Genomic DNA, 23,283 nt, shown 5'->3' with positions numbered 1-23,283 from the left:
CCTGTTGCAAAAAAGGATGCTCTACACAGAGCATCCTTTTTTGTTGGAGTTTACTTATTATTTGATTGGAATCATCCAGCGATCATTTTCCATATCCACACGTCCGCCCATCAGTTCAACCACTACTTTATCCACTACAGCAACACCGGTGTTCGCCATCTTGTCGAAAGTATCTATACCGTTGTTAGGAAAATTTTTTCGTGTTCTGTGAATATTGAATTGATTTGAAAACTGCTGATTAAACGTTCTTTCTATTTCTTTCTTACCATACATAAAACCTAATAGGCCGCCCCAGGTCGCCGTTGGATTATCCGAATCCCACCCCATTAGCGCTCCGATTTTAATAGTTTCTTTTAAATCGCCTTCGCCATAAAACAAGCTGACCAAACTGGCAGCGAAATTAATACCGGCAGCAAAACAACCGTTGCAGTATAAATTTCTATTGGTGAGGTCATAACCATCGCGTTGATGTTGCTGGTAGCGAATATAAAGCGTATCGCGGGCTTTTTCCCAGGGAACATCGGCGAGGTACATGTCTTTTACTAAATCGTACATGGCCGCTGGGTACTGCTGCGCCGGCATTTTTTCGCGTGCCTGCTCTGCCATCCACATAATTTGTGCTTTCAGTGGCAGAGTTTCATCGACAGCAGGGGCCAGTGAATAGAGCGTGATATAAAAATTGGCGATATCGACTGCCTCTTTATCTGCAACTGTTCGCACCGGCAGTTCACTTATTTTTAATGCGATGTCCGGGCGTGTGGGTGCAAAAAAACCAAAGATTTCCGTAGTGAGTTGCGCATCGATCATATCGTAGTGGGGATTCAAGGTTTTGCTTCCGGTTAAGGGTGGCAAAGTACCCGCTTGCATTAAATCAAACGCTTTTTGATTGGATACCCACAGAAAATTTTCGTAATTTCCCTCGGGGTCACGACCGAAAGGTGTCGGCTCTTGCGAGGAATAGATATGTTTGAGCCAACCATCGCGTATCTGTTCAGGTGTTAGTATGACCGACGGACTTTTGTTTAATAGCTCCTGGTAGATATATTCAATATCGGTGTCGTCATCCGCGCCCCAAATGCCTTCAGGTCCCACAGTCACAAAATCAATGGTCGACGATAAATCACTCGGAACACCTTGCCCCCAAATACTTGGCTGATCGGGTTTACCCCAATCATGGCGCGTATAAAATTTGCCTGTTTTTAATTCCCCGATATTGCCGATCTTATCCATTTCCGTGACCAATCCGGTCCAGTTGGCAATACACTGCCCCAACCAAAAACCATAAAGTGAATCGCGATAGGCACTACGCGATATCGTAATAACTTCAGCAGATTTGATTGCATGATTGTCATGCAGACCAGTTTCTATCGCGGTATGCGATGCGCACCCCACCAGTACGTTTACAAACAGAACGATACTTATCGTGGGGTAGCGCATCAACATAATTTCTTCCACGAACAAAAAATTTATTGTTATCGCAGCATTAAAAACACGTTTTTAATGCTGCGTTTTATTGGCTGCACTTTTTATCGAGTACAACCAAATTACTCCGGTACAACCAACCGCACATTATCAAACGATACGTTCATCGCTGCGTTGGGTTCAACCACAAACACATTGGAGATTTTTGCCAGGTTGGCGCTGCCCGGTTCAATGGAGTTGCCGCGCGCGATCAGGTTAGCAACCGAAATACGGTATTCACCCCAAGTGCCGGTGGCGGGTAAGGTTGCCTCTACGTCGCTCACACTCGGCCAGCCACTGTCCATTTTGATCAGTAGTTTGGCACCGGCCGCCATGGAGTTAACCTTGAGGTCAAATACCAGTTCACCCGCCGTGGCCCAGCCGGTTAAATCGGCGGTGCCGGCGGGGATATTAAAATACACATTGCCGGTTGCGCCGGTTTTGATCACGTTGAGCACCTTGCCGCGGCCTTCTTCATCCAACTGTGAATAGCTGATTTGGCCCTGTGGGTTGTAGGACTCAAACTTCAAGCCAGTCGCCAGCGCGTCGCTGTACATAGTGAACAGCGGCGGCTCCGCAAAGTCGCCCGACACTTGTGGATGGCCGGTTAAGGGCACAATGGCCGGGTCGACATTGGTCGCACAGCCTTTGCCAGTTTCAGGGTTGGTTGCGCAGCGATAGACTTTTACCGATTCAACCTGCATTTCCTGCGGGAAGCTGGTGGCGTTGTTGGGCACACCCGGCCAGTTGCCACCCACGGCGACGTTCATAATCATGTGGAAGGATTCATCAAACGGCGCATTTTCGGCGGTTGACGCAGAGGTGTACCAACCCGCCTTGGTTTGGGTGGCATAGTGTTTGTCGTTGATGTACCAGCGAATTTCACCCTCTTCCCACTCAACGGCGTAAGTATGAAATTCTTCCCAGGTATTGGCGGTGGGTGTAGTGCTGGTGCCGGTGTATTTGTTGTTGGGCCAGACATCACCATAGTGCAAGGTGCCGTGAATAGCGTTGCCACCATTGGTGGTGTTGAGGTTTACTGCTTCTACGATATCGATCTCGCCACTGAGCGGCCAACCGCCATATTTCCATTCGGTCGGCAGCATCCAGATCGCCGGCCATACCCCTTGCCCTTGTGGCAATTTGGCGCGAATTTCCATACGTCCGTATTTCCAATCCCCTTTATTTTTGGAGCGCAGGCGCGCAGAGGTGTAGTCGCGGGTGACGGATTTGTCATCCACATTGTAAGTGGGGTCATCATCGCCCTTGGCTTGACCGGCGAAGGTTTCCTTTTTGGCAACTATGTGCAATTTGCCTTCGGCAACAAAGGCGTTATCGGCACGGTCGGTGTAGCACTGCAATTCGTTATTGCCGCCACCCATGCAATTTTTTTCAAACGACCATTTAGTGCTGTCGATGGTCTCGCCATCAAACTCATCGCTCCAGACCAACTCCCAGCCAACCGCGGCGGATGAACTGGATGCAGCCAAAGAGCTTGCTTCGACACTGCTCGAGCTGGCCTCAAGACTGCTCGAACTCGCCTCTACGCTCACTGCACTGCTGGATGCTTCCGCTACCACGCTCGATGGCGCGCTTGAGGAGCTGGCCGGCGAGCTGCCGCCGCCCGAACCGCCACAGCCAATCAAACTGAGCAATGCCAGGGTCAGGGATGCTTGAACCAGTGGTTGGCTCATACCTCGTTGTTGAATTCTCATACTTCTTACCTCGGTGCTGTTTTATTAGGTTTTATTATCGAAAGCGCTTGGTGGAACACTGCTAGCTACCGGCGCTGCGCGCTTGAACAACGCCGGCATTCACAGATGGGTTACTCGGGGCAGGCAGGTGCCTGGGTATTTTTCTCGATGCGCAGGTTGTACAGGCTGATGTCCGCGGTACCGCTGGTGCTGAGCGCAAAGGGGGTTAATACCATGTCCAGTTTCGTGCGTTTTTGCGCAAAACAGTCGAGCGCGATACTCACACTGGTCCATTCACCTGCGGGCGCATTATTTAGCTGCTGGGTGATGGGAATGGCGCCGCCACAATCGCTACCGCAGAAAATTCCCACATTGATCTCGGCGCTGGGTTTGGCGTCCACTTTGATATCAAACACCAAGGCGCCACCGGCATATGCACTCAGGTCGCTGCGCTCGGTGGAAGCAAAGTTCACACTCGCCAGTGCGGAGCCGTCCCACTGCAGGCGACGTGCATCTTCCTGCACTTTGTAGTCGATGGAGGACACAGTCACCGCACCCAGAGTGCCGCTGCTGGTGGTCACTGGCTGCATATTATTGAGATGATCGAGCAGCACTAATTGCCAGGGGTTCATTACCCGCTGATTGAAAATAGGCAGGCTGTCAGGCGTGACGCTCGCGGCGATTTGACCGGCAGTTTCATCCAGCAAACCGGTCTCCGTGTTGTCGGCATAAGTCAGCCCAAAACCGTAGGCGAACTGGGGCTGATAATCCGCATCACCCACATTGAGTGGCGACTGGACGGGCGATGCCGGCCAGGAGAAGGGCAGTTTGCCTTTGACCGCGGCATTCACCGAACCATCGGCCTTGGCGAGCACCACATCGGCCACACCCGCCCCTTCGGAACCGGGCAGCCAGACCACCGCAAAAGCGTCGGCAGCGTTGATAAATTCATTGGCCCAGAGCGGACGACCGGTGATAAACAGCGCAACCACCTTGATGCCATCGGCATTTAATTTTTTCAGCAAGGCCAGATGGGTTGGGTCTTTATAGGCCAGTTGGTTTACATCGCCCTGCATTTCCGCATAGGGGTCTTCACCAAACACCACAAAGGCAACATCAGGTTTTTGTTGATAATTACCATCCACACTCAACTCCACCGAGCCACCGGCAGCGGTTACTGCGCTGGCGATGCCTTGATAAACAGACGTACCGCCGGGGAAATCCGCATTGGTATTGCCTGTGCCCTGCCAGGTAATACTCCAACCACCGGCTTGTTTTCCAATATTGTCGGCACCATCACCCGCCACCAATATTTTGGCAGTGGGTTTAACCGGTAATACTTGCTGATTGTTTTTCAATAACACGATGGATTCACGCACCGCCTGACGAGCGATAGCGCGATGCTCCGGCGAACCAATCACCTCGCGTTTGCCGGCCAATTCGCGCGTAGAGGGAGCACCTTTTTCAAACAGCCCCGCACGCAATTTCACCCGCAAAATCCGCGCGACTGCATCATCCAAGCGCGCCATGGGAATTTCGCCGCTTTTCACTTGCGCCAAGGTGTTGTGATACAGCTCTTTCCAGTTGGCATCGGGCGCCATAAAAATATCCAGCCCGGCATTAATGGATGCCGCACAACTGACTGGCGTACAGCCAGGCACAAACGCATGCCCGTTCCAATCGCCCACCACCAAACCGTCAAAACCCATTTTGTTTTTTAGCTGATCGGTAAGCAGGTATTTATGGCCATGCATTTTTACATCCTGCCAACTGCTGAAGGAGGCCATGACCGTTTGCGCGCCGGCGGCCAGTGCGGTCTCGTACCCAGCGTTGTGGATACGCACTAATTCCGCTTCGCTGATTGCCGCATTGCCGCGATCAACACCACCCAGGGTGCCGCCATCGGCGAGAAAATGTTTGGCAGTGGCGATCACATGGCGCTCACTCAAAAAATTATTGCCTGCCGTGCCCTGCAAGCCCTCTACCATCATGCCGCCGTAGGCGCGCACCACCTCCGGATCTTCCGCGTAGGATTCATAAGTGCGTCCCCAGCGATCATCGCGCACTACTGCGAGCGTCGGTGCAAAGCTCCAGTCGATGCCAGTCACTGCAATTTCCGCCGCCGTCGCCGCGCCGATTTGACGAATTAATTCCGGGTTGCGCATCGCACCCAAACCGATGTTGTGGGGAAAAAGTGTTGCACCAATAATATTGTTGTGACCATGTACGGCGTCGGTTCCCCAGATCACCGGGATCGCAACGCGCCCGCCGTCGGTACTCATGGAAGCGTGATAAAAACCATCCGCCAATGCCAGCCAATCATCAACCTTCGCGTGTTTGTTTTCGCCGGGGAACGAACCACCACCATTTAAAATCGCACCGACGGAATATTCTTTAACATCTTGCGGGGTGACATGGCGCAATTCTGGTTGCATCAGTTGTCCCACTTTCTGCTCCAGCGACAACTGAGCCAATAATTCAGTAATTTTTGCCTCTAGCGCCGGGTCTTTTTTAACCGCGCTCTCAATACTGGGCCACAGGGATTTTTCAACAGCAACTGGCCCATCACCACTATTGCTTGCGCTGTCTTTCTCGTTGATATTTTTATCGCAACCGCTCAGCGCGGCCACTACAGCGAAACTGCACGCAGCGGCCATTAATGGTTTGAAAAAACTGGGCATAACCTACCTCATTGAAAAATCACTGTTCTTGTCTATGTACATTGCTGCCATGGGTTGATTGATAAAATGCTCGCCACCAAGAAAAAAGCCCCCGCTTTCTGCAAGACTGGAGAACGCGGGGGCTAAGCAAGGAGAGCTAACAATAGTAGAAGGATGACAGTGCATACTCACCACTCTTGCTAACACCCAAGGGGACCTGACATCACCCAGGGGTTCAACAGCTAATGAAAAAATCACATCAGCAAAAACACGCACGCGGCTCAACCACGGGCACATCGTTTGTGTTTACCAATTCAGAGTGACAGGAAATAAAAAGAGTGTCGTCCCACTTTCGCGGTATGCCGAACATGGGGCGGGTAGCACCTGCGGATGAATAAAAGAGGGAAGTTCGTTCGTGTAAAACACGGCAAAACAATATTACTCGAACAATAAAACGTCTCACTTTCGGTAAAGCACCGCAACTCAAACCAATCCACCCCACGACCAGGATGTGAATCAATAGCCAGATTCCCATCACTGCTCATCCCATGTTCAGGTCGCCGCCAAAGTGGGACAACAAATCAAAAAAACTTTTGTTAAGGTTGCGGCGTTCTGGCAGCGTCGCCGCTACCTGCCCAGAGCAACCAATTCCAGGGAGCCACACAAGGAGTCACGCAATGGTGCAACTAAAAACACTGGTGGGAACCACCGTTATTGCCGCACTCGGTGGTGCATTCGCCGGCTATTCCCTTACATCCCCAACAACCACAACGGTACCCCCCCACTAATGTGGACAATATTTCGCCGCAAGGCAGTCAAGTTGACTATGCCGCACAGCGAACCAACGCCGCACTGACAAAAACCATTGAACAACTACAGCAAGAAAATAATCGCCTGAAAAAATTATTGGCTGGGCAGCACTCTCCAAAAAAAGCAACACAAGCCGCCGCAACACCCCATAACACACCGGTGGAATTACAACAGCAACGCCAACAACTGGAGATGGAAAAACACCTGCGCAAAGCCAACGACTTCAGCGATTGGCTGCTGAAAACCCAGCAGGAAAACCCTGATTTCAACCTCAATCAGACACTGGCGCAGCATTTTGACAATGAAGTGCGCGACCCGCAGTGGGCCGACCAACAGGAAAACAGCTATCGCAATTTATTCAGTGAAACGGCGGAACTGTCCGGTTTTGCCCTCACCAATAGCCAATGGATTCAATACTCATTGAGTGATTTCTCACTGCACCAATATTTAAAATTATTATTCTTAACGTTTAATAACCCAACGGAGCATAGATAAAAATTAATAAAACATGGTATCTATGCTGCCATATACATTAATAATTTTAAGCCAATCATATGAACAACGTAGATGACTTTTCCATTAACAAAAACATTAGTATTAACATCCAGAACGTTGGCCTTGAAAAAGAAAAAATTCTTATTATCGATAACTTTTTAAATAACCCGAAACTACTGGTAAACATGGCGGCACATCAGCTTTTTATTCCTTACCATACTCAATACCCTGGGGTGAAATCCCTTGCGCCAGCAGAATACACTCGCCAGTTGTTTGGCACCGTTGTGCCTATTATAAAAAAACATTATCAATTGCCTGAGCAATGCACCATAGAGCACACAAAATGTTTATTTTCACTGATAACACATAAAGAAGATGATTTAAATTTGTTTCAACGCGCACCACATCGTGACTCATCTTACGAATATCAATTTGCAATATTGCTCTATCTATGTGGACCAGAACATGGCGGCACTTCCTTCTATCGCCACAACCTTACACACTTTGAAACTATTACCCGAGCAAGAAGTGCAACTTACGATCAAACTTACGACGATGACGTGAAACAACATGGCGAACCTGAACCTCGCTATCAGTTGGACAGCGACAGGCGCTACAGCAAAACAGGTGAAATAAATGCATGCTTTAATCGGCTGGTGATTTATCGCAGCTGCCTGCTGCACTCTCCTTATATCAATCTACAAAAAAGCATTGATACCAACCCCCATACCGGCAGACTAACGCTTAATTCTTTTCTGGCCTTTATGTAGCTAAAGCAATTATTAACACCTAATCAGGAAGCGGATATTTTTTTAGGTATTCAGCATGCAAAGGTAGGCCATTTAGTTTTTTACTAATCGTGTCTTTTATTTTCAAAAGGAAAACGGTCAACTCATCACGCGACATAGTATCCACCAATGGATTGTGAGAGCTCGGCATCAACCCCTGCCCTATCATCACCTGTAACCATGAGTCATCAAATAGCTCGTTGCCTTCGCGGAACATACGCCCCGTTTCTTTAAACAACTTAATCCGATGAGCCAAAGAATCCGGTAGTGACATGGTGCGACAGTGATTCCAGAATGGCGAATCGGCACGTTCAGTCACGCAATAATGCAAAATAATAAAATCGCGAATATGCTCCAAATCAAATTTTGCTTGTTTATTAAATTCATCTATATCCGACTGCACTATGCCCTGTGCCGGGAACATACGCATAAAACGCACAATATTTTGTTGGATTAAATGAATGCTGGTAGATTCGAGTGGCTCAAGGAATCCACCGGACAACCCCACCGCCAGACAATTTTTGTTCCATTGCTGCAAGCGGCGCCCGGTACGAAACTGAATCAGCCGCGGCTCGGTCAATAGTTTTCCTTCGACATTTTCCAGCAATAACTTTTTTGCATCTTCATCTGCCAGATATTTACTGCAATAAACCAAACCATTTCCCACGCGTTGGCGCAATGGAATTTGCCATTGCCAGCCAGCAGAGTGCGCAATAGAACGAGTATAAGGCACAGGCTCACGCACAGATTCCGTTTGCACTGCAATCGCGCGATCACAGGGAAGCCAATGCGACCAATCTTCATAGCCTGTGTGCAAGGCTTGTTCAATCAGCAAACCGCGCATACCACTACAATCAAAGAAAAAATCACCTTCAATGATTTTTCCGGAATTAAGTGTGACCGATTGAATAAACCCTGTTTGAGGCTCTGTTGTCACCTGCTTAATGGTTCCCTCTATCCGGGTTGCCCCCTGCGCCTCACTGAATTGGCGCAGAAATTTTGCGTAGCGCGAGGCATCCAGATGAAAGGCATAATTGAGGCCATTATTGGGCATATGGGCAAACCTTAATTGCTCTGCAGCTTGCCGCTCGAAACAATAATCACCAAATTCACCAGCAATACCTAATTCTAATCCGCGCCGCCAAAAATGCTGGAAGCCTGCGGCCCAACAATCATTTCCGGTTACACCAAATGCATGCAGATAATGCTTGCCTTGTGCGCGCCAATTTTCAAAACGAATACCCAGCTTGAATGTTCCCTGGGTAGCACTTAAAAATTCCGCCTCATTAATTCCCAATAACTGGTGAAAGAAAACCATGGTAGGTATGGTTGCTTCACCAACACCTATAGTGCCTATTTCCTCTGACTCTACCAGAGTGACATTGACTATCTTCCCGTATAGCTTGGTAATGGCCGCTGCTGCCATCCAGCCTGCAGTACCGCCACCAACAATCACCAGGTTTTTTATTGCCGTCATATTGCTAGCCTCTCTTGTTGCAGTCGAAATAATTATTTTTTATTTGTTTTTAATAAATTGGCACTACAAAAAAACACAGCCGCATAAGCGGCTGTGTTTCCTCCTTAAATCACCTTAGCGATTATTAGAACTTATAACGTGCACCAATGTTGTAGCGTGCACCTTGCTCAATTGCTGCAATAACCATATTTTCATGACGGCCATGCAAACGACGATCCTCTTCAGTTACATTGATACCTTCTGCAAAAATAGAGAAGTTTTCATTAATTTCGTAACTGATATTGATATCCACTTGGCCATAGGCTTCGGTGTAAATCGGATTGCGCTCGCCGTTGCCATCGAAGGTTGAGTTGAGGAAATCATCGCGCCAGTTGTAGGCAATACGCACCTGGAAACCATCTTTGTCATAGAAGCCCACCAGGTTAGCGGAATCACTCAAGCCAAACAGTGCAAATTGGTTTTCGACACCTTCACCCTTATTGGTATTGTAGTTGTCGTAACCAATATCACCATTCACCGTGGTGAAGTTAACGATGCCGCCAAAGCCACTCTCACCAAACAAATGCTGTACCGCAAATTCAAAGCCATCGATTGACGCCTCTTTAGCATTGAATGGAGCGATGATAGTGAACTCAGTTGATGGATCACCTTGACTGGCATCACCCACGATAGGCGAACCATATTGCTCTTCCATATAAGCGCGTACGGCTGCTGCATCGCTGGTACCCAATGCCGCTACCGCTTGCTGGTAACGCGGCCCTTGTGCCGGGTGCGCCAGCTCAAAAATGGTCGAGGTGTAGCTGTCCTGACCGATAAAGTTTTTCACGTCTTTTTGATAGTAACCAAAAGACACGTAACTACCTTCTGCATAATAAAACTCAGCAGAAAGGTCAAAGTTTGTTGATTCAAAGGGATCGAGATCCGGGTTGCCACTACCACCTGTACCGCCGTTAAAACGCACCAGCTGATTGATGGTTACGCCACCTTGAATATCAGAGTAGCTTGGGCGTGTAATTGTTTTACTTGCCGATGCGCGCACCAACAGGTTTTCAACTACTTCGATATCAAAGTCGATATTGGGCAGCCAATTATCGTATTCACCTTTTAGCGTAGTGAAGCCAGAGCCATCAGCCACCGCACTAAATTCGTTCGCGCCTGACCACACCAAAGAGGTGTACACCGGAACCAGCGCATCGGAAGTCACATCCGTTGATTCGTAGCGCACACCCACTGCTAAATTGGTTGGCATGGTGCCAGTTTCCCAACCCAGATTGGTTTGTACATAAGCCGCTTGCTGCTCTTCCAGTGTGCGACGATCGGTAGTGAATTCAGGGCTTGCTGCCAGGTCAACACCCAGCTCACCCATGCGGGCTCTAAATCCATCAAAATCCACATTAAAAAAGGTACGCTGGGCATTGGTACCCTTGAGGGCAGAAAATTCCGAGTGCAAGTCACCTTGGGTAAACAGTGAGTCATCAAAATCTGCCGGTGTAAATACACCACCCCAGGTATCACGCTGGGCATTTGAGAATGCCGAGCGGTTGCTGTTTTCGGTTAGCGCAATGCCGAAATCAATACTCTTCACGAGACCGTCATCAAACGCATAAACACCTTTGATTTGAGTCTGCTCGATTTCAGATTCCATGATTGCATTGCGGAAAGAGGAACCCGAATCCAGTAACCGGGATGCTTCCAAATCGGTCACACCTGCAGAATGCTGGAAGCTGGTGACCGGGAAGTATCCGCTGTAGTCAACGGTTGCGCCTGCCCGTGATAATTGCTGCACACCAATGATGTTGTTACTACCACGGTCATCCAAAGCACCCGCTTCGGCATCTGAATTGTGGTAATCGAAAACAAATTTAAGGTTGTCAGTAGCATCCCACTCCAGGTTCAAACCAACCGAGTTATTTTCGTTTTTGGTGCCAAATGCCGCTACACCCACTTGAATATCAGCGCCTGTCGCATCTGAATAAATAATTGGGCCGACGACTGAACCAACGGTATTGGTACCTTGAGTGTATTCACCCGTGGTAGGAACACCGTTAAACCAGGCTGACAGCTCTTGACGTTGCTGTTCAACTTCCTGCTCTGCGTAGGTGTAATCCAATGTGGCTTTCAGCGTATCCACTGGAGCCCACTGGAAGGTCAACTGGGCGTTAGTGCGCTTACGCTGAATGTCATTCATGCTGTAAAGAATGTTACGCGGTACGGCGTAAACATCATTTTCCTGGGGGCGATTAACAAACGCATCGCCAGCAGGCAATGAGCCCCAGTCGCCCGCAGTACCTTTAATGGTGTACCAACCGCTGCTTGTTTCAGCGCTGTTAAAACCGCTGTCGCGCTCTTGATAGCTACCAGACAACGCAATACCAAAGGTATCGTCAGCGAAGGTATTACTGAAAATACCCGAAACTTCCGGTGTGAGATCCGAACCGTTACGGTTAGTCTCATCCATCACCCCTTTCACACCAACACTCGCATTAATACCGGGTGCGTCGAGTGGGCGGGCGGTTTTGATATTGATTAATGAGCCAACACCACCGGTGGTTTGATTAGCGCGGCCCGTTTTGTAAACCTCGACACCTGATACGCTTTCAGCGGCCAGGTTGGCAAAATCGTATGAGCGCGAAGCCGACGCATTGGTAGCCTCAAGGTTGGCAGCGGGCATTTGACGACCATTGAGTGTCACCACGTTGTAGTCAGGGCCAAAACCACGAACGGTCACACGGCTGCCTTCGCCATTTTGACGGTCGATAGAAACACCCGTGATACGCTGCAGGGATTCTGCGAGGTTGGTATCAGGCATTTTGCCGATATCTTCCGCTGAAATCGCATCCACCACACCCGCGTTATTGCGCTTTACATCCATGGATTGAACAAGCGATCCACGAATACCGGTAACCACTACTTCTTCAACATTTTCATCTTGCTGAGCGATGGCAAAGCCGTTTACGCCCATCATTGCCGACGCAACTGCCGTTGCTACCAGCTTCTTTTTGAAACTAGTCACTTGAGTCGTTGTTTGTGTTTTGCTCATGGAGAACTCCATCTTTATTTATTGGTATTGATTGGTTGTGCTGTCCAGACGGCGCCTCTCAACACCGCATCAAAAAGCTGGGTCACAACTCGTTTTCTAGCAACTTCATAATCCCGCTTGTCCCCATAGGTGTCGTCCCACCTTGGCAAAATATGAAACCTGACTCATTTCACTTTAAGCACCAATGAATGAGACGACAGCAACTTCATATTTTTCATAGACTTAAGTGAAAAATTGACCATAAAACAGACTGTGTATTTTCTTCCCAAGGCTAAAAATGGAACTCAAAAAGACAGAAGTGAGACGCTAAAAACAAAAGGTGAGAAGCCAAAAAACCAAAAGCGGAACGCGTGAATAGTTTTTCAGGCGCCATTTAGGGGAATTAACACGCCAGAGGCGAGCAATAAATAACCCACTCAAGCCTCAACAAAGAGCTGGAATAGAGGTTAAGAATGCGAATGTCAGGGTTGGTGTTGCAGCAGAACCGGCGTTTCAGTGCACTGGCCAGATAGAGGGAGGTAGGGAGTGACCATACAAAAATACCGCCGCTGGTGCAGTGCCAGAAACTTTAAATCGGCAGCGTGATACTGATCGAACAGGGCATCAAAACGGCCATTGTGGATGAGCTTGGCCAAACCCAACTCCAAACGGCGCGCCAGCTCGGGGGATTTTTTACTGACCTGCAAGTAAATGGGGTGGTCGTAATAAATCAGCAGCTGCGGCTCCAGGGTCAAAAATGGGTAGTCGGCTTTTTTCTCCCGCCAGGTGAAAACCACTTCATCGGCGCCAAGCGATAAACATTGGTAGCGCTTAACCGCGAGCATATCGAACAGGGCTTCAAAACTGGGCGCCTCGCGTACCGGAATGTCGTTGAAGCGGTAGATATCCACGTCGGACCAATTCAACCCCTGCCCTATCACCATATCGCTCAAATTGCGGATAGCGGGCGGAAAATTGGCTGGATTTATGAGGCAGATGCGATAACCCAGCAGGCCTTTGAGAATATCGACAGGGATGGCAATCACATCGGCGTTGGCAATCACTGTGCCGGGAGAGGCCCAGGTCAAATTCAGCACCCGCCCCTCGGAAATAAGCAGTGCCTGACGCTTGGCGCTGGATTCAGCATCAAACGGGACTACTTTGTAATCGCCATACTCGGCGCGAGTGGCCTCCAGTACTTCATGGATAAGCTGGTATTTGTAGGCGTGACGCGCGTCTTTTTTGCCGCGATCAAAGTAGCGCACTTCCATGACCGGGGCGGCAGTGGCGGATTCAATAGCGGCTTGCTGCGCAGCACAGCCCCCCCCCCCCCGCTGAACAGGAAGCAGAAGAAACCGACAGTAAAGCCCAGGTGCATCCGTCGCATAGGTACCTCGCTAGATGCTGTAAGTGTAGAGGACCTGTTGTACTTTTCCGGTTATGAGACGACGTATCAAAAGAAAAAAGGGGGCTGAAGCCCCCATAAGGTGAGGAGTTAAACTCCTCCGCAGCACGAGTCGTTATAGGGATTTCAGGAATGCCTGCAATGCCGCTTTGTCGGTGGCAGAGAGGGCGTTGTAGTTGGCGCGGGAATTTGCACCTTCACCGCCATGCCAACGAATGGCTTCCTCGATGGTGCGAGCGCGGCCATCGTGCAGGTAGCTCTCTTTGGGTACACAAACCTCCTGACCGTCCAAGCCAAAAGCGGGAGCGTTGCCGCGCAAACCGGTCACACCGCCAGTCACACAAGCAGATACCCCCAAGCCCCAGAGCGGGGCGGTGCGCCATTCGGCACCGCTGGCTTCACCTTCCCCCAAGCTGTCTGCCAGCTCCGGGCCCATGTCGTGCAACAACATATCGGTATAGGGTTGAATCAGCTGGCTGCGCAACTCTGCAAAGGCCGCAAACTCACTGGTGACAAAACTGGGGGTATGGCACCCCTGGCAACCAATCACTTCAAATACCGCCTTGCCTTGAATTACCTCGGGTTTGTTGTAGTCGCGCTGACCGCGCACCCCCAGCAGGGCGACATATTTGACGAGATTGTCCAGGTGCTCATTGGCCAACTCGGCACCGCTCGGGCCGCAGTTAGTTTGATTAGCACCGCAGTCCGGGTTGGGCATGACGCTGGTCATCACCCCCATATCGGTATTAAACGCCGCCGCAATTTGATGTTTGAGGCTGCCGGTGCCTGCTTTGTAACCAAAACGACCGAGACGAGTCTCGCCGGTGACGGGGTCGATCACCCGCTGAGCCTTGCCGGAGATACCATCGCCATTACTGTCATTCACATCCTCGTTGGCCAAAATGGCGGACTCAGGAATGGCCTCCAACAAACCCATGCCCACCAATTGCGGGGCGAGACGCGCAGAGAAGGTCTCTGGCTGCACGCCGCTGAACTGGTAGTTCGGCTTACGCAGACCGTTGCTCTCGGTCCAGGAGGCGATAACCGCTTCACCTTCGCTAGTGGCGCCGCCGTTGGCTTCGGGCTGCAATACACTGCCCAGCAGCGGATGCGGATTGCCCAAGGCATCACCTACCTTAAACACCCACAGATCCAGCGATTGGCCTACACCGGCTACCTCAGCGCGGCCATTGCGCTCGTGGCAATCCGAGCAGCGATGGTTGATGTAGCGTGTGCCGGCCTTGCCGACCATTTCGGTGAAAACCCCGTTTTCGTAGTTTTCATCGTGTGAACCATCCACGAACGAGGTGTGATGCACGCGGCGCCCGAGTACAAACGGCTGACCGTTTTCATAACCCAGGTTGTTTGCCATTTGCTGGAAGTGTCCGTCGGGCTCAGCGGTCATTTGTACGTGCAAGGTGGTATCGCCACCGAGACGCGCGCTGACTGGCAGGCGAATTGAATCGCGCTGTTTGAACAAACCACCGGAAAACACGTTGCGATCTGTGACATCCCAAGGCACCAAACCTTGGCCGACGATATACAGGTAGGTGGTACCGTAGTAGTTGTCGCGCCCACGCAATACACCGCCCTTATCCAGGAACTGGCTGATCTCAAACTCCATCTGGTCGCCTATTTGAATAGCGCGGCCTTCGCGACAGTTGAAGCTGTCCTCTTTGTAGTAGTGGAAACGGCTATCGCCTGGCACATTGACTCTATCCATCACGCCATTGCCACAATATTCGGCGAGAGTATTGCGGCCCACGTACCACCAACGATTCTCCGCTTGGGCATTGTCCAGCAAACCTTCAGCGCGCACATTCATCACAATCTTGGTACCGCCTTTGGCCACATAATCGACAATTTCGATGGCCGCCGTGCGCTGCTCCCAATAGAAGGTGAGGTAGTGATCATAAGCTTGGAAGTGGTTTTCTTTGGCGTGGCGATCGCGACCACGGTCACTGAAGCGGGTGACTAATGCATCGCCACGGTCGTATTGGATAACGGGTTCAAGCGCAGTGTTTTGATTAAACAATGGAGTGATGTCGCCCAGTGCGACGCTGCTGGCCACACTGCTGGAGCTGCTAGCTACCGGACTTGAACTGGGGGCACTGCTGGAACTTGGCGCAACACTGGAACTGGGTGCACTACTTGAGCTGGGCGCTATGCTGCTGGAACTCGGTGGTGTACTACTAGGCTGGGAAGATGAGCTGAGCGAACCAAAGGTGTAACTGGCCAGTGCTGTCTCACGCGCAAAACCTGCTGCCGTATCCCAATAGGTACAGCGATAACTGATCTGATTACCCGCCGCCAGACCGTTAATCACATAACTATTGTTACCGCCGGACTGGTTCATGCTCACATTGAGCTGACCTCCGCCATTCACCGCGTAGTGCAAGGTCGCCCAACTGCTGCTGGTCAAATTTACCGTAGCACTGGTGGGGCCTGCCTGTTGCATCTGGCACAGGGTACTGGCGACCGAACTGCTGGATGCCACACTCGCACTTGAAGGCGCAACTGAGCTGGACGGAGCTATTGAACTGGAAGGCGCCACCGAGCTAGGTGCGGATGAGCTGGATACCGGAGCGATTGAGCTGGATACAACCGAGCTGGAGGAGAGGCTGCCCAACGTAAACGTACTCCAGGGCGCATCCACCGCGAAACTGCCATTGAAGTAGGTAAAGCGATATTGAATGGTGGCGCCAGCCGGCAAATTGGTGAGGTTGACGACTTTTCGCCCATCCTGCGCGGTCATGGCTACGTTTAATTGCCCACCGCCATTGATGATGTAATGCGCATCGGCCCAGTGAGTGGTATTCACATACAACTGCGCGGCAGTGGCCGCAGTCTGGGTGATACCGGTAGTACTGGCAACTGATGCCGCACTGCTGGAACTGACGGTTTGCGCCAATACCGAGGGTGCAAAACCGGTAACGCAGCTAATGGATGCCACCAGCGCCAGCCCCCCCAGGGACAAGCGATAGCGATTGCTTGATTGATTCTTCATAAATGACCCCAGTGCCTTATTCGTTATTAACAGGGAATGTTGTTAACCGTGTCAGCAGACGTGGAATCGGGTAAGGGCTCGCCGCGGAGACTGCTTTCACACTTTCATGCTACCAGCCAATTTTTAGCTGTCGTCTCAGTCAACACAGGATCAATCGATGACACCCATTTTTTTTAGGATTAGCGGAAGGGGAAATTAAATCTATTTATTTTTCAATAGGTTAAGAAAGTGGGAAGAGTTACCGCCAGTGTGTAGATACCACTCACGCCGAAAAGTGGAACCTAGTCGCACGGCACGAAATTCCTTATTTGAGACTAAAAACCAGGCGCTGCCCCATAAAAAAAGCGACCCGCAGGTCGCTTTTTGTCGATCTACGCAGGGTTAATCAATCAACCCTTGGCGCGCTCTTCCAGAATCGCTACTGCTGGCAATACTTTTCCTTCTACGAACTCCAGGAATGCGCCGCCACCGGTAGATACGTAGGAGATTTTGTCTGCCAGATTCCACTTATCGATTGCAGCCAAGGTATCGCCACCACCGGCTACCGAGAAAGCGTCGCTCTCGGCAATCGCGCGCGAAATGGTTTCAGTGCCCTGGGCAAAAGCATCAAACTCAAACACACCACAAGGGCCGTTCCACAGTACGGTTTTGGCGTTTTTGATGATCTCGGCCACACGTGCTGCGGTTTCCGGGCCGTAGTCGATAATCTCTTCGTCCGCTTCAATTTCACTTGGCTTTTTAACGGTCGCCACTGATTTGTGGTTCCACTCTTTAAAGCCTTCTTTGGTCACACGCACATCAGTCGCAAATACCACTTCGGTGGTTTTGCACAGGCGCTGGACTTCGGGGATCAAATCTTTTTCGTACAGCGAGTTGCCCACTTGATTGCCCGCGGCCGCAACAAAAGTGTTGGAAATACCACCACCCACCACCAGAATGTCAGCAATTTTTGACAAGGCATCCAACACACTCAATTTGGTTGATACTTTTGAACCACCCACAATCGCCACCAAGGGGCGCGCCGGGTTATCGAGCACTTTAGCCAAAGCGTCCAACTCACCTGCCAACAATGGGCCAGCACAGGCAACAGGGGCAAACTTGGCTACACCGTGCGTTGATGCTTGCGCGCGATGCGCAGTACCAAAGGCGTCCATTACAAACACGTCGCACAATGCCGCCATTTTTTTGGAAAGCTCATCAGAATTTTTGCCTTCGCCCACGTTGAAGCGAACGTTTTCCAACAGCACCAAATCACCTTGATCAGAGAAACCATCCACCCAATCTTTTACCAGCGGAACCGCGCGACCTAATTTCTCGCTCAGGTATTTTGCCACTGGCGCCAACGAGGCAGACTCATCGTACACACCTTCATCGGGGCGCCCGAGGTGCGACATCACCATGACCTTGGCTCCTGCCGCCAACGCCGCTTGAATGGTAGGAATAGAAGCGTCGATACGCACCGCACTGGTGATACGTCCATCTTCTAATGGCACGTTCAGATCCTGACGAATCAATACACGTTTGCCAGCGAGATCCTGATCTTTCATTAATTTAACTGTCATGCTTTTCACCTTTTAAAAAGGGCTCCGAATAAAAACCAATGCCATTGTAATCAGTTTGCCTATTGTTTTTGCACCAGGTGGTGATAAAACAAAACACCCGACTCGCGCCGGGTGTTTGTATGCTTTTACTTGCTTAGTCTTCCAACAACTCTTCCACAGTGTTCACTATGTTATCGACAGTGAAACCGAAGTGTTCGAGCAGTTTGTTGCCGGGGGCTGATTCACCGAAGGTGGTCATGCCGATGATGCGTCCATCGAAACCGACGTACTTGTACCAGTAATCGGCATGTGCAGTTTCAACTGCAACGCGGGCGCCAACGCTGATCGGCAATACCGATTCTTTGTAAGCCACGTCTTGTTGATCAAACACAGAAGTTGAAGGCATAGATACCACACGGATATTGCGGCCTTTGGCTTTCAGTGCTTCTGCTGCTTTTACGGTTACGCCCACTTCTGAACCGGTAGCGATCAAAATTGCATCTGGCTCGCCTACTGAATCAACCAATACATAACCGCCTTTGGCGATATTGGCGACTTGCGCTTCGGTACGCGCAAAGAAATCCAGGTTTTGACGGCTGAATACCAACGCAGCAGGGCCATCTTTACGCTCTACTGCAGCTTTCCAAGCCACTACTGACTCGGTGCTGTCCGCAGGGCGCCAGGTGTCCAGGTTAGGCGTCAAACGCAAGGTGCCAAGCACTTCGATTGGCTGGTGCGTCGGGCCGTCTTCACCTTGACCGATGGAGTCATGGGTATAAACGAACACGTTGCGCAGTTTCATCAGTGCCGACATACGCACCGCGTTGGCCGCGTATTGTTGGAACATCAGGAAGGTTGCGCCGTAGGGGATAAAACCACCGTGAGCAGATACACCGTTCATGATCGCGCTCATACCAAATTCGCGCACACCGTAATACACGTAGTTACCGCTTGCATCGCCCGCTTCTACGCCTTTGGATTTTTTAACCAACGTCAGGTTGGAACCCGCGAGGTCAGCGGAACCGCCGAGGATTTCTGGCAGCCACTCAACGAATGCCGCGATAGTATTTTGTGACGCTTTACGGCTGGCGATTTTCTCGCCTTTGGCTTGAGTCTCAGCGATAAACGCTTCAGCTTTGGCAGCGAAGTCGGCTGGCAAGTCGCCTTTGATCACACGGCGCTCAAATTCGGCGCCCAGTTCTGGATAAGCAGCTTTATAAGCAGCCAGTTTTTCGCCCCAGGCTTTTTCTGCCGCCGCACCTTTGGCTTTTGCATCCCAACCTTCGTAAACATCGGCAGGAACCACAAAGGGCTCGTATTCCCAGTTCAGGGTTTTACGCACCAGTGCGACTTCTTCCAAACCGAGTGGTGAGCCGTGGCAGTCGTGTGAGGCTTGTTTGTTCGGTGAACCGAAACCGATGATGGTTTTGGTAACGATGAGGGTTGGCTTGCTAGTTTCAGCGCGCGCCGCTTCGATGGCTGCTTTAATAGCTGCTGCATCGTGGCCATCAACCGCCGGAATTACGTGCCAGCCGTAGGATTCAAAACGCTTGGGTGTGTCATCGGTAAACCAGCCTTCAACATGGCCGTCGATAGAAATACCGTTGTCATCGTAGAAGGCAATGAGTTTGCCCAGACCTAAAGTACCTGCCAAAGAGCAAGCTTCGTGGGAAACACCTTCCATCATGCAGCCGTCGCCGAGGAAGCAATAGGTGAAGTGATTAACGACTTGATGGCCGTCGCGGTTGAATTGCGCCGCGAGTACTTTTTCTGCCAGCGCCATACCCACAGCGTTGGCAATACCCTGACCCAAGGGGCCGGTGGTGGTTTCAACACCGGGAGTGTAGCCGCGCTCCGGATGACCAGGGGTGTTGGAGTGGAGTTGGCGGAATTGCTGCAGGTCTGCCATAGAAACCGCGTAACCGCTCAGGTGCAGCAGGGAGTAAATCAGCATGGAACCATGGCCGTTGGACAATACAAAACGGTCGCGATCGGCCCACTCAGGGTTTTGCGGGTTGTGTTGCAAAAAGTCGTTCCAGAGAACTTCGGCGATATCCGCCATGCCCATAGGGGCGCCCGGGTGGCCTGAGTTAGCTTTTTGAACGGCGTCCATCGAGAGGACACGAATAGCATTGGCAAGATGTTGGCGAGTTGGCATGAAACTCAAGGCTCCTTACGTATAAGTTGATTGCTGTTGTAGGTGGGCGCCGCTGCCCGAGCCGATGAATTCGAATCAGGAACGCCCCGGGGTTGCAAAGCACTAATGGGCAAATGCCACTTATTTACAGGCCTCTGATGGGCTTTTATGTCGTTGGGTTCCAGCCGCCGTCGCTGGGAGCGCGCTTTTAGGGAGAAAACAAAAGCCCGCTGACAAAATGGGCGAGCATTTTCGCCCAGCAGGCGCTGCCCGTAAAGGAATAACCGAGGGCATAGACACAATTAATCAATAAAAACCGCCCCAAAGATCGAAAAAGCCATTTATTTGCTCAATTCGAACTAAAAACGACTAAAACCTATATCAAAATATTTTGATATAGGTTTTTCAGGCTGCTAGACTGCACAGCACTTACCAGCCATTGATCAAACCATGAACCACTCCCTGCACGACACCACTGACGGCCTGCCCGTACTGACCGATATGGTCGAATTGGAAACGCCGCTCAGCCCCCTCGCCAATTTGCTCAAAGCCGCAGGTGATCCACTGCGCCTGGAGATATTGCGTGTACTCAGCCAGGATTCGTTCGGGGTATTGGAGCTGTGCCGGATTTTTGCGATCAAACAGTCAGGCATGAGCCATCACCTCAAGGTGCTCAATAACGCCGGCTTATTAAGTTCGCGGCGCGAGGCCAATTCGATTTTTTATCGCCGCGCCTATTTAGCGCCGGATCATCCGCTCGCCGCCTTACAGCAACAATTATTCGCAACGGTGGACACCTTGCCGATTGCCGAACATTTGCTCGCGCCCATCCGCGAATTGCAGCAAGAGCGCAGCCAGGCCGCACAAACGTTTTTCAGCGAGAACGCGGATAAATTTCGCGCGCAGCAAGATTTAATTGCCAGCTATCCAGTGTACGCCGAGCAGATGACACAACTGCTCAACAACACAGTGCTGCGCGCCAAAAATCTCGCACTGGAAGTTGGCCCCGGCGAAGGTGAATTTCTCTCGGTACTTGCGCACCAATTTAACCAAGTTGTTGCGCTGGATAACGCCGCCAATATGCTCGACAAGGCGCGTGCATTTGCCAGCGAAAAGAATCTGCGCAATATCGAATTTATCCACGGCGATACCCAGAGCTTACTCAACCACAAAGTATTGGCCGATTGCATACTGGTGAATATGGTATTGCACCACACACCATCGCCCGCCGATATTTTTCAGGATTTAAGCAATGTGCTAGCGCCGGGCGGCGCGCTGCTGATCTGCGATCTCTGTCGCCACGAACAAGCTTGGGCGCGCGACGCTTGCGGCGATTTATGGCAAGGATTTGAACCACAGGATTTTTCGCGCTGGGCGCAAGCGGCAAAACTCGAAGAAGGCCAGAGTGTGTATTTTGCCTTGCGCAACGGTTTCCAAATTCAATTGCGCCAATTTTTTAAGCCAGCGAATTTTTAATTTAGTTAATTATTTTTTTTGATTTAATTTCTTTAAGGGAAATCACCATGTCCGAATATTCCGTCTTTACCTCCGAATCGGTTTCCGAAGGTCACCCCGATAAATTAGCGGATCAGATTTCTGATGCCGTGCTCGATGCAATTTTAAAAGATGACCCCAACGCGCGTGTTGCGGTAGAAACATTAGTAAAAACCGGTATGGCGATTGTCGCCGGTGAAGTGCGCACCTCTACCTATGTGGATTTGGAAGATTTAATTCGCCAGGTAATTTTGGATATTGGTTACGATTCAAGTGATGTCGGTTTCGATGGCGCCTCTTGTGCCGTATTAAATGCAATCGGCAAACAATCATCCGATATCGCCATGGGTGTTGATGAAGCTGATGATAAAGATTTGGGCGCAGGCGACCAGGGTTTGATGTTTGGTTTTGCCACCAATGAAACATCTGTGTTAATGCCCGCGCCGATTTATTACGCGCATCGCCTGGTAGAAAAGCAAGCACAATTGCGCAAGAGCGGCGAATTACCCTGGTTGCGTCCCGATGCAAAAAGTCAGGTAACGCTGCGCTATGAAAACGGCAAACCCGTAGCCATCGACGCTGTGGTTTTGTCTACCCAACACAGCCCCAGCGTAAAACAAGCAGAAATTCGCGAAGCAGTGCGCGAATTAATTATCAAAAACGTATTACCTGCTGAGTGGCTGCACAAAGATACGCAATACCATATCAACCCCACCGGCCAATTTATTATCGGCGGCCCCGTGGGCGATTGCGGTTTGACTGGTCGCAAAATTATTGTGGATACCTACGGCGGCATGGCGCGTCATGGCGGCGGTGCATTTTCCGGTAAAGATCCATCCAAAGTAGATCGCTCTGCAGCTTATGCTGGTCGTTACGTTGCTAAAAATATTGTTGCTGCCGGTTTGGCCGACAAGTGTGAAATTCAAGTGAGCTACGCCATTGGTGTTGCTGAACCCACGTCAATTTCCATCAATACTTTTGGCACTGGCAAAATTTCGGATAGCGCGATTATCGATTTAATTCGCGAAAACTTTGACCTGCGCCCACGTGGCCTGATCCAAATGCTCGATTTGAAACGTCCAATCTATCGCCAGACTGCGGCTTACGGTCACTTTGGTCGCGAGCTGCCCGATTTTACGTGGGAAAAAACCGATAAAGCGGATGCACTGAAGAAAGCGCTGTAAAAATTGATTTATAAACCATCGTCATCCCCGCGCACGCGGGGATCCAACCCTTGTAAAAATGGATTCCTGCGTTCGCAGGAATGACGGAATAAAATATCAACCATCTGTTGA

13 protein-coding genes are annotated in these 23,283 nt (G+C 50.5%); 4 read left to right on the top strand and 9 right to left on the bottom strand.

Going from position 1 to position 23,283, the window contains the following annotated elements; translation table 11 throughout:
- Window positions 1–57: 57 nt before the first annotated feature.
- The 3 genes from D0B88_RS05340 to D0B88_RS05330 all read right to left on the bottom strand — a co-directional run bounded on the left by D0B88_RS05340 (window position 58) and on the right by D0B88_RS05330 (window position 5,836).
- Window positions 58–1,443 carry an ADP-ribosylglycohydrolase family protein gene (locus tag D0B88_RS05340; protein WP_225318542.1) on the bottom strand — a complete coding sequence of 462 codons (1,386 nt, stop codon included), beginning with the start codon at window positions 1,441–1,443 and terminating at the stop codon, window positions 58–60.
- Between the two features lie 101 nt (window positions 1,444–1,544).
- Window positions 1,545–3,176 (bottom strand): glycoside hydrolase family 16 protein, encoded by a 1,632-nt coding sequence (locus D0B88_RS05335; protein ID WP_225318541.1) that lies wholly within the window; start codon window positions 3,174–3,176, stop codon window positions 1,545–1,547.
- Between the two features lie 110 nt (window positions 3,177–3,286).
- A complete protein-coding gene (locus D0B88_RS05330; protein WP_151055689.1) occupies window positions 3,287–5,836 on the bottom strand; it encodes an exo 1,3/1,4-beta-D-glucan glucohydrolase in 2,550 nt (849 codons plus the stop codon).
- Window positions 5,837–6,604: 768 nt separating this feature from the next.
- On the opposite strand from D0B88_RS05330, the gene D0B88_RS05325 reads away from it, so the two are divergent.
- Both D0B88_RS05325 and D0B88_RS05320 read left to right on the top strand, forming a co-directional pair.
- Window positions 6,605–7,120, top strand: coding sequence for a hypothetical protein (locus tag D0B88_RS05325; RefSeq protein WP_151055687.1), 516 nt, complete (start codon window positions 6,605–6,607; stop codon window positions 7,118–7,120).
- 59 nt (window positions 7,121–7,179) lie between these two features.
- On the top strand, window positions 7,180–7,890 hold the full coding sequence (locus tag D0B88_RS05320) for a DUF6445 family protein (protein WP_151055685.1): 711 nt from the start codon (window positions 7,180–7,182) through the stop codon (window positions 7,888–7,890).
- A gap of 19 nt (window positions 7,891–7,909) precedes the next feature.
- Here the strand turns inward: D0B88_RS05320 and D0B88_RS05315 are convergent, their stop codons facing one another.
- The 6 genes from D0B88_RS05315 to tkt all read right to left on the bottom strand — a co-directional run bounded on the left by D0B88_RS05315 (window position 7,910) and on the right by tkt (window position 20,515).
- On the bottom strand, window positions 7,910–9,385 hold the full coding sequence (locus tag D0B88_RS05315) for a tryptophan halogenase family protein (protein ID WP_151055684.1): 1,476 nt from the start codon (window positions 9,383–9,385) through the stop codon (window positions 7,910–7,912).
- Between the two features lie 124 nt (window positions 9,386–9,509).
- Window positions 9,510–12,425 carry a TonB-dependent receptor gene (locus D0B88_RS05310; RefSeq protein ID WP_040390979.1) on the bottom strand — a complete coding sequence of 972 codons (2,916 nt, stop codon included), beginning with the start codon at window positions 12,423–12,425 and terminating at the stop codon, window positions 9,510–9,512.
- 461 nt (window positions 12,426–12,886) lie between these two features.
- Window positions 12,887–13,675: an amino acid ABC transporter substrate-binding protein gene (locus D0B88_RS05305; RefSeq protein ID WP_151055682.1), complete on the bottom strand. Its 789-nt coding sequence runs from the start codon at window positions 13,673–13,675 to the stop codon at window positions 12,887–12,889.
- A 249-nt stretch (window positions 13,676–13,924) separates the two neighbouring features.
- Window positions 13,925–16,816, bottom strand: a complete 2,892-nt coding sequence (locus tag D0B88_RS05300; RefSeq protein ID WP_151055680.1) for a di-heme oxidoredictase family protein — start codon at window positions 16,814–16,816, stop codon at window positions 13,925–13,927.
- A gap of 389 nt (window positions 16,817–17,205) precedes the next feature.
- Window positions 17,206–18,378, bottom strand: a complete 1,173-nt coding sequence (locus D0B88_RS05295; protein ID WP_151055678.1) for a phosphoglycerate kinase — start codon at window positions 18,376–18,378, stop codon at window positions 17,206–17,208.
- A 133-nt stretch (window positions 18,379–18,511) separates the two neighbouring features.
- Window positions 18,512–20,515 carry a transketolase gene (gene tkt, locus D0B88_RS05290; RefSeq protein ID WP_151055676.1) on the bottom strand — a complete coding sequence of 668 codons (2,004 nt, stop codon included), beginning with the start codon at window positions 20,513–20,515 and terminating at the stop codon, window positions 18,512–18,514.
- A gap of 429 nt (window positions 20,516–20,944) precedes the next feature.
- Between tkt and D0B88_RS05285 the strand changes: the two genes are divergently transcribed.
- Window positions 20,945–21,970 carry a metalloregulator ArsR/SmtB family transcription factor gene (locus D0B88_RS05285; protein WP_151055674.1) on the top strand — a complete coding sequence of 342 codons (1,026 nt, stop codon included), beginning with the start codon at window positions 20,945–20,947 and terminating at the stop codon, window positions 21,968–21,970.
- Between the two features lie 47 nt (window positions 21,971–22,017).
- Window positions 22,018–23,172, top strand: coding sequence for a methionine adenosyltransferase (metK, locus tag D0B88_RS05280; RefSeq protein ID WP_151055672.1), 1,155 nt, complete (start codon window positions 22,018–22,020; stop codon window positions 23,170–23,172).
- Window positions 23,173–23,283 lie beyond the last annotated feature (111 nt).

Source organism: Cellvibrio sp. KY-YJ-3, assembly GCF_008806955.1.
Taxonomy (GTDB): Bacteria; Pseudomonadota; Gammaproteobacteria; order Pseudomonadales; family Cellvibrionaceae; genus Cellvibrio.
Note: the sequence above shows the minus strand (reverse complement) of the source record. Positions and strands in the feature narration are given on the sequence as shown.

Coding starts and splice junctions, on each gene's coding strand:
- D0B88_RS05340 (WP_225318542.1), bottom strand. CDS start 1,443: ATGTTGATGCGCTACCCCACGATAAGTATCGTTCTGTTTGTAAACGTA.
- D0B88_RS05335 (WP_225318541.1), bottom strand. CDS start 3,176: ATGAGAATTCAACAACGAGGTATGAGCCAACCACTGGTTCAAGCATCC.
- D0B88_RS05330 (WP_151055689.1), bottom strand. CDS start 5,836: ATGCCCAGTTTTTTCAAACCATTAATGGCCGCTGCGTGCAGTTTCGCT.
- D0B88_RS05320 (WP_151055685.1), top strand. CDS start 7,180: ATGAACAACGTAGATGACTTTTCCATTAACAAAAACATTAGTATTAAC.
- D0B88_RS05315 (WP_151055684.1), bottom strand. CDS start 9,385: ATGACGGCAATAAAAAACCTGGTGATTGTTGGTGGCGGTACTGCAGGC.
- D0B88_RS05310 (WP_040390979.1), bottom strand. CDS start 12,425: ATGAGCAAAACACAAACAACGACTCAAGTGACTAGTTTCAAAAAGAAG.
- D0B88_RS05305 (WP_151055682.1), bottom strand. CDS start 13,675: ATGGAAGTGCGCTACTTTGATCGCGGCAAAAAAGACGCGCGTCACGCC.
- D0B88_RS05300 (WP_151055680.1), bottom strand. CDS start 16,816: ATGAAGAATCAATCAAGCAATCGCTATCGCTTGTCCCTGGGGGGGCTG.
- D0B88_RS05295 (WP_151055678.1), bottom strand. CDS start 18,378: ATGACAGTTAAATTAATGAAAGATCAGGATCTCGCTGGCAAACGTGTA.
- tkt (WP_151055676.1), bottom strand. CDS start 20,515: ATGCCAACTCGCCAACATCTTGCCAATGCTATTCGTGTCCTCTCGATG.
- D0B88_RS05285 (WP_151055674.1), top strand. CDS start 20,945: ATGAACCACTCCCTGCACGACACCACTGACGGCCTGCCCGTACTGACC.
- metK (WP_151055672.1), top strand. CDS start 22,018: ATGTCCGAATATTCCGTCTTTACCTCCGAATCGGTTTCCGAAGGTCAC.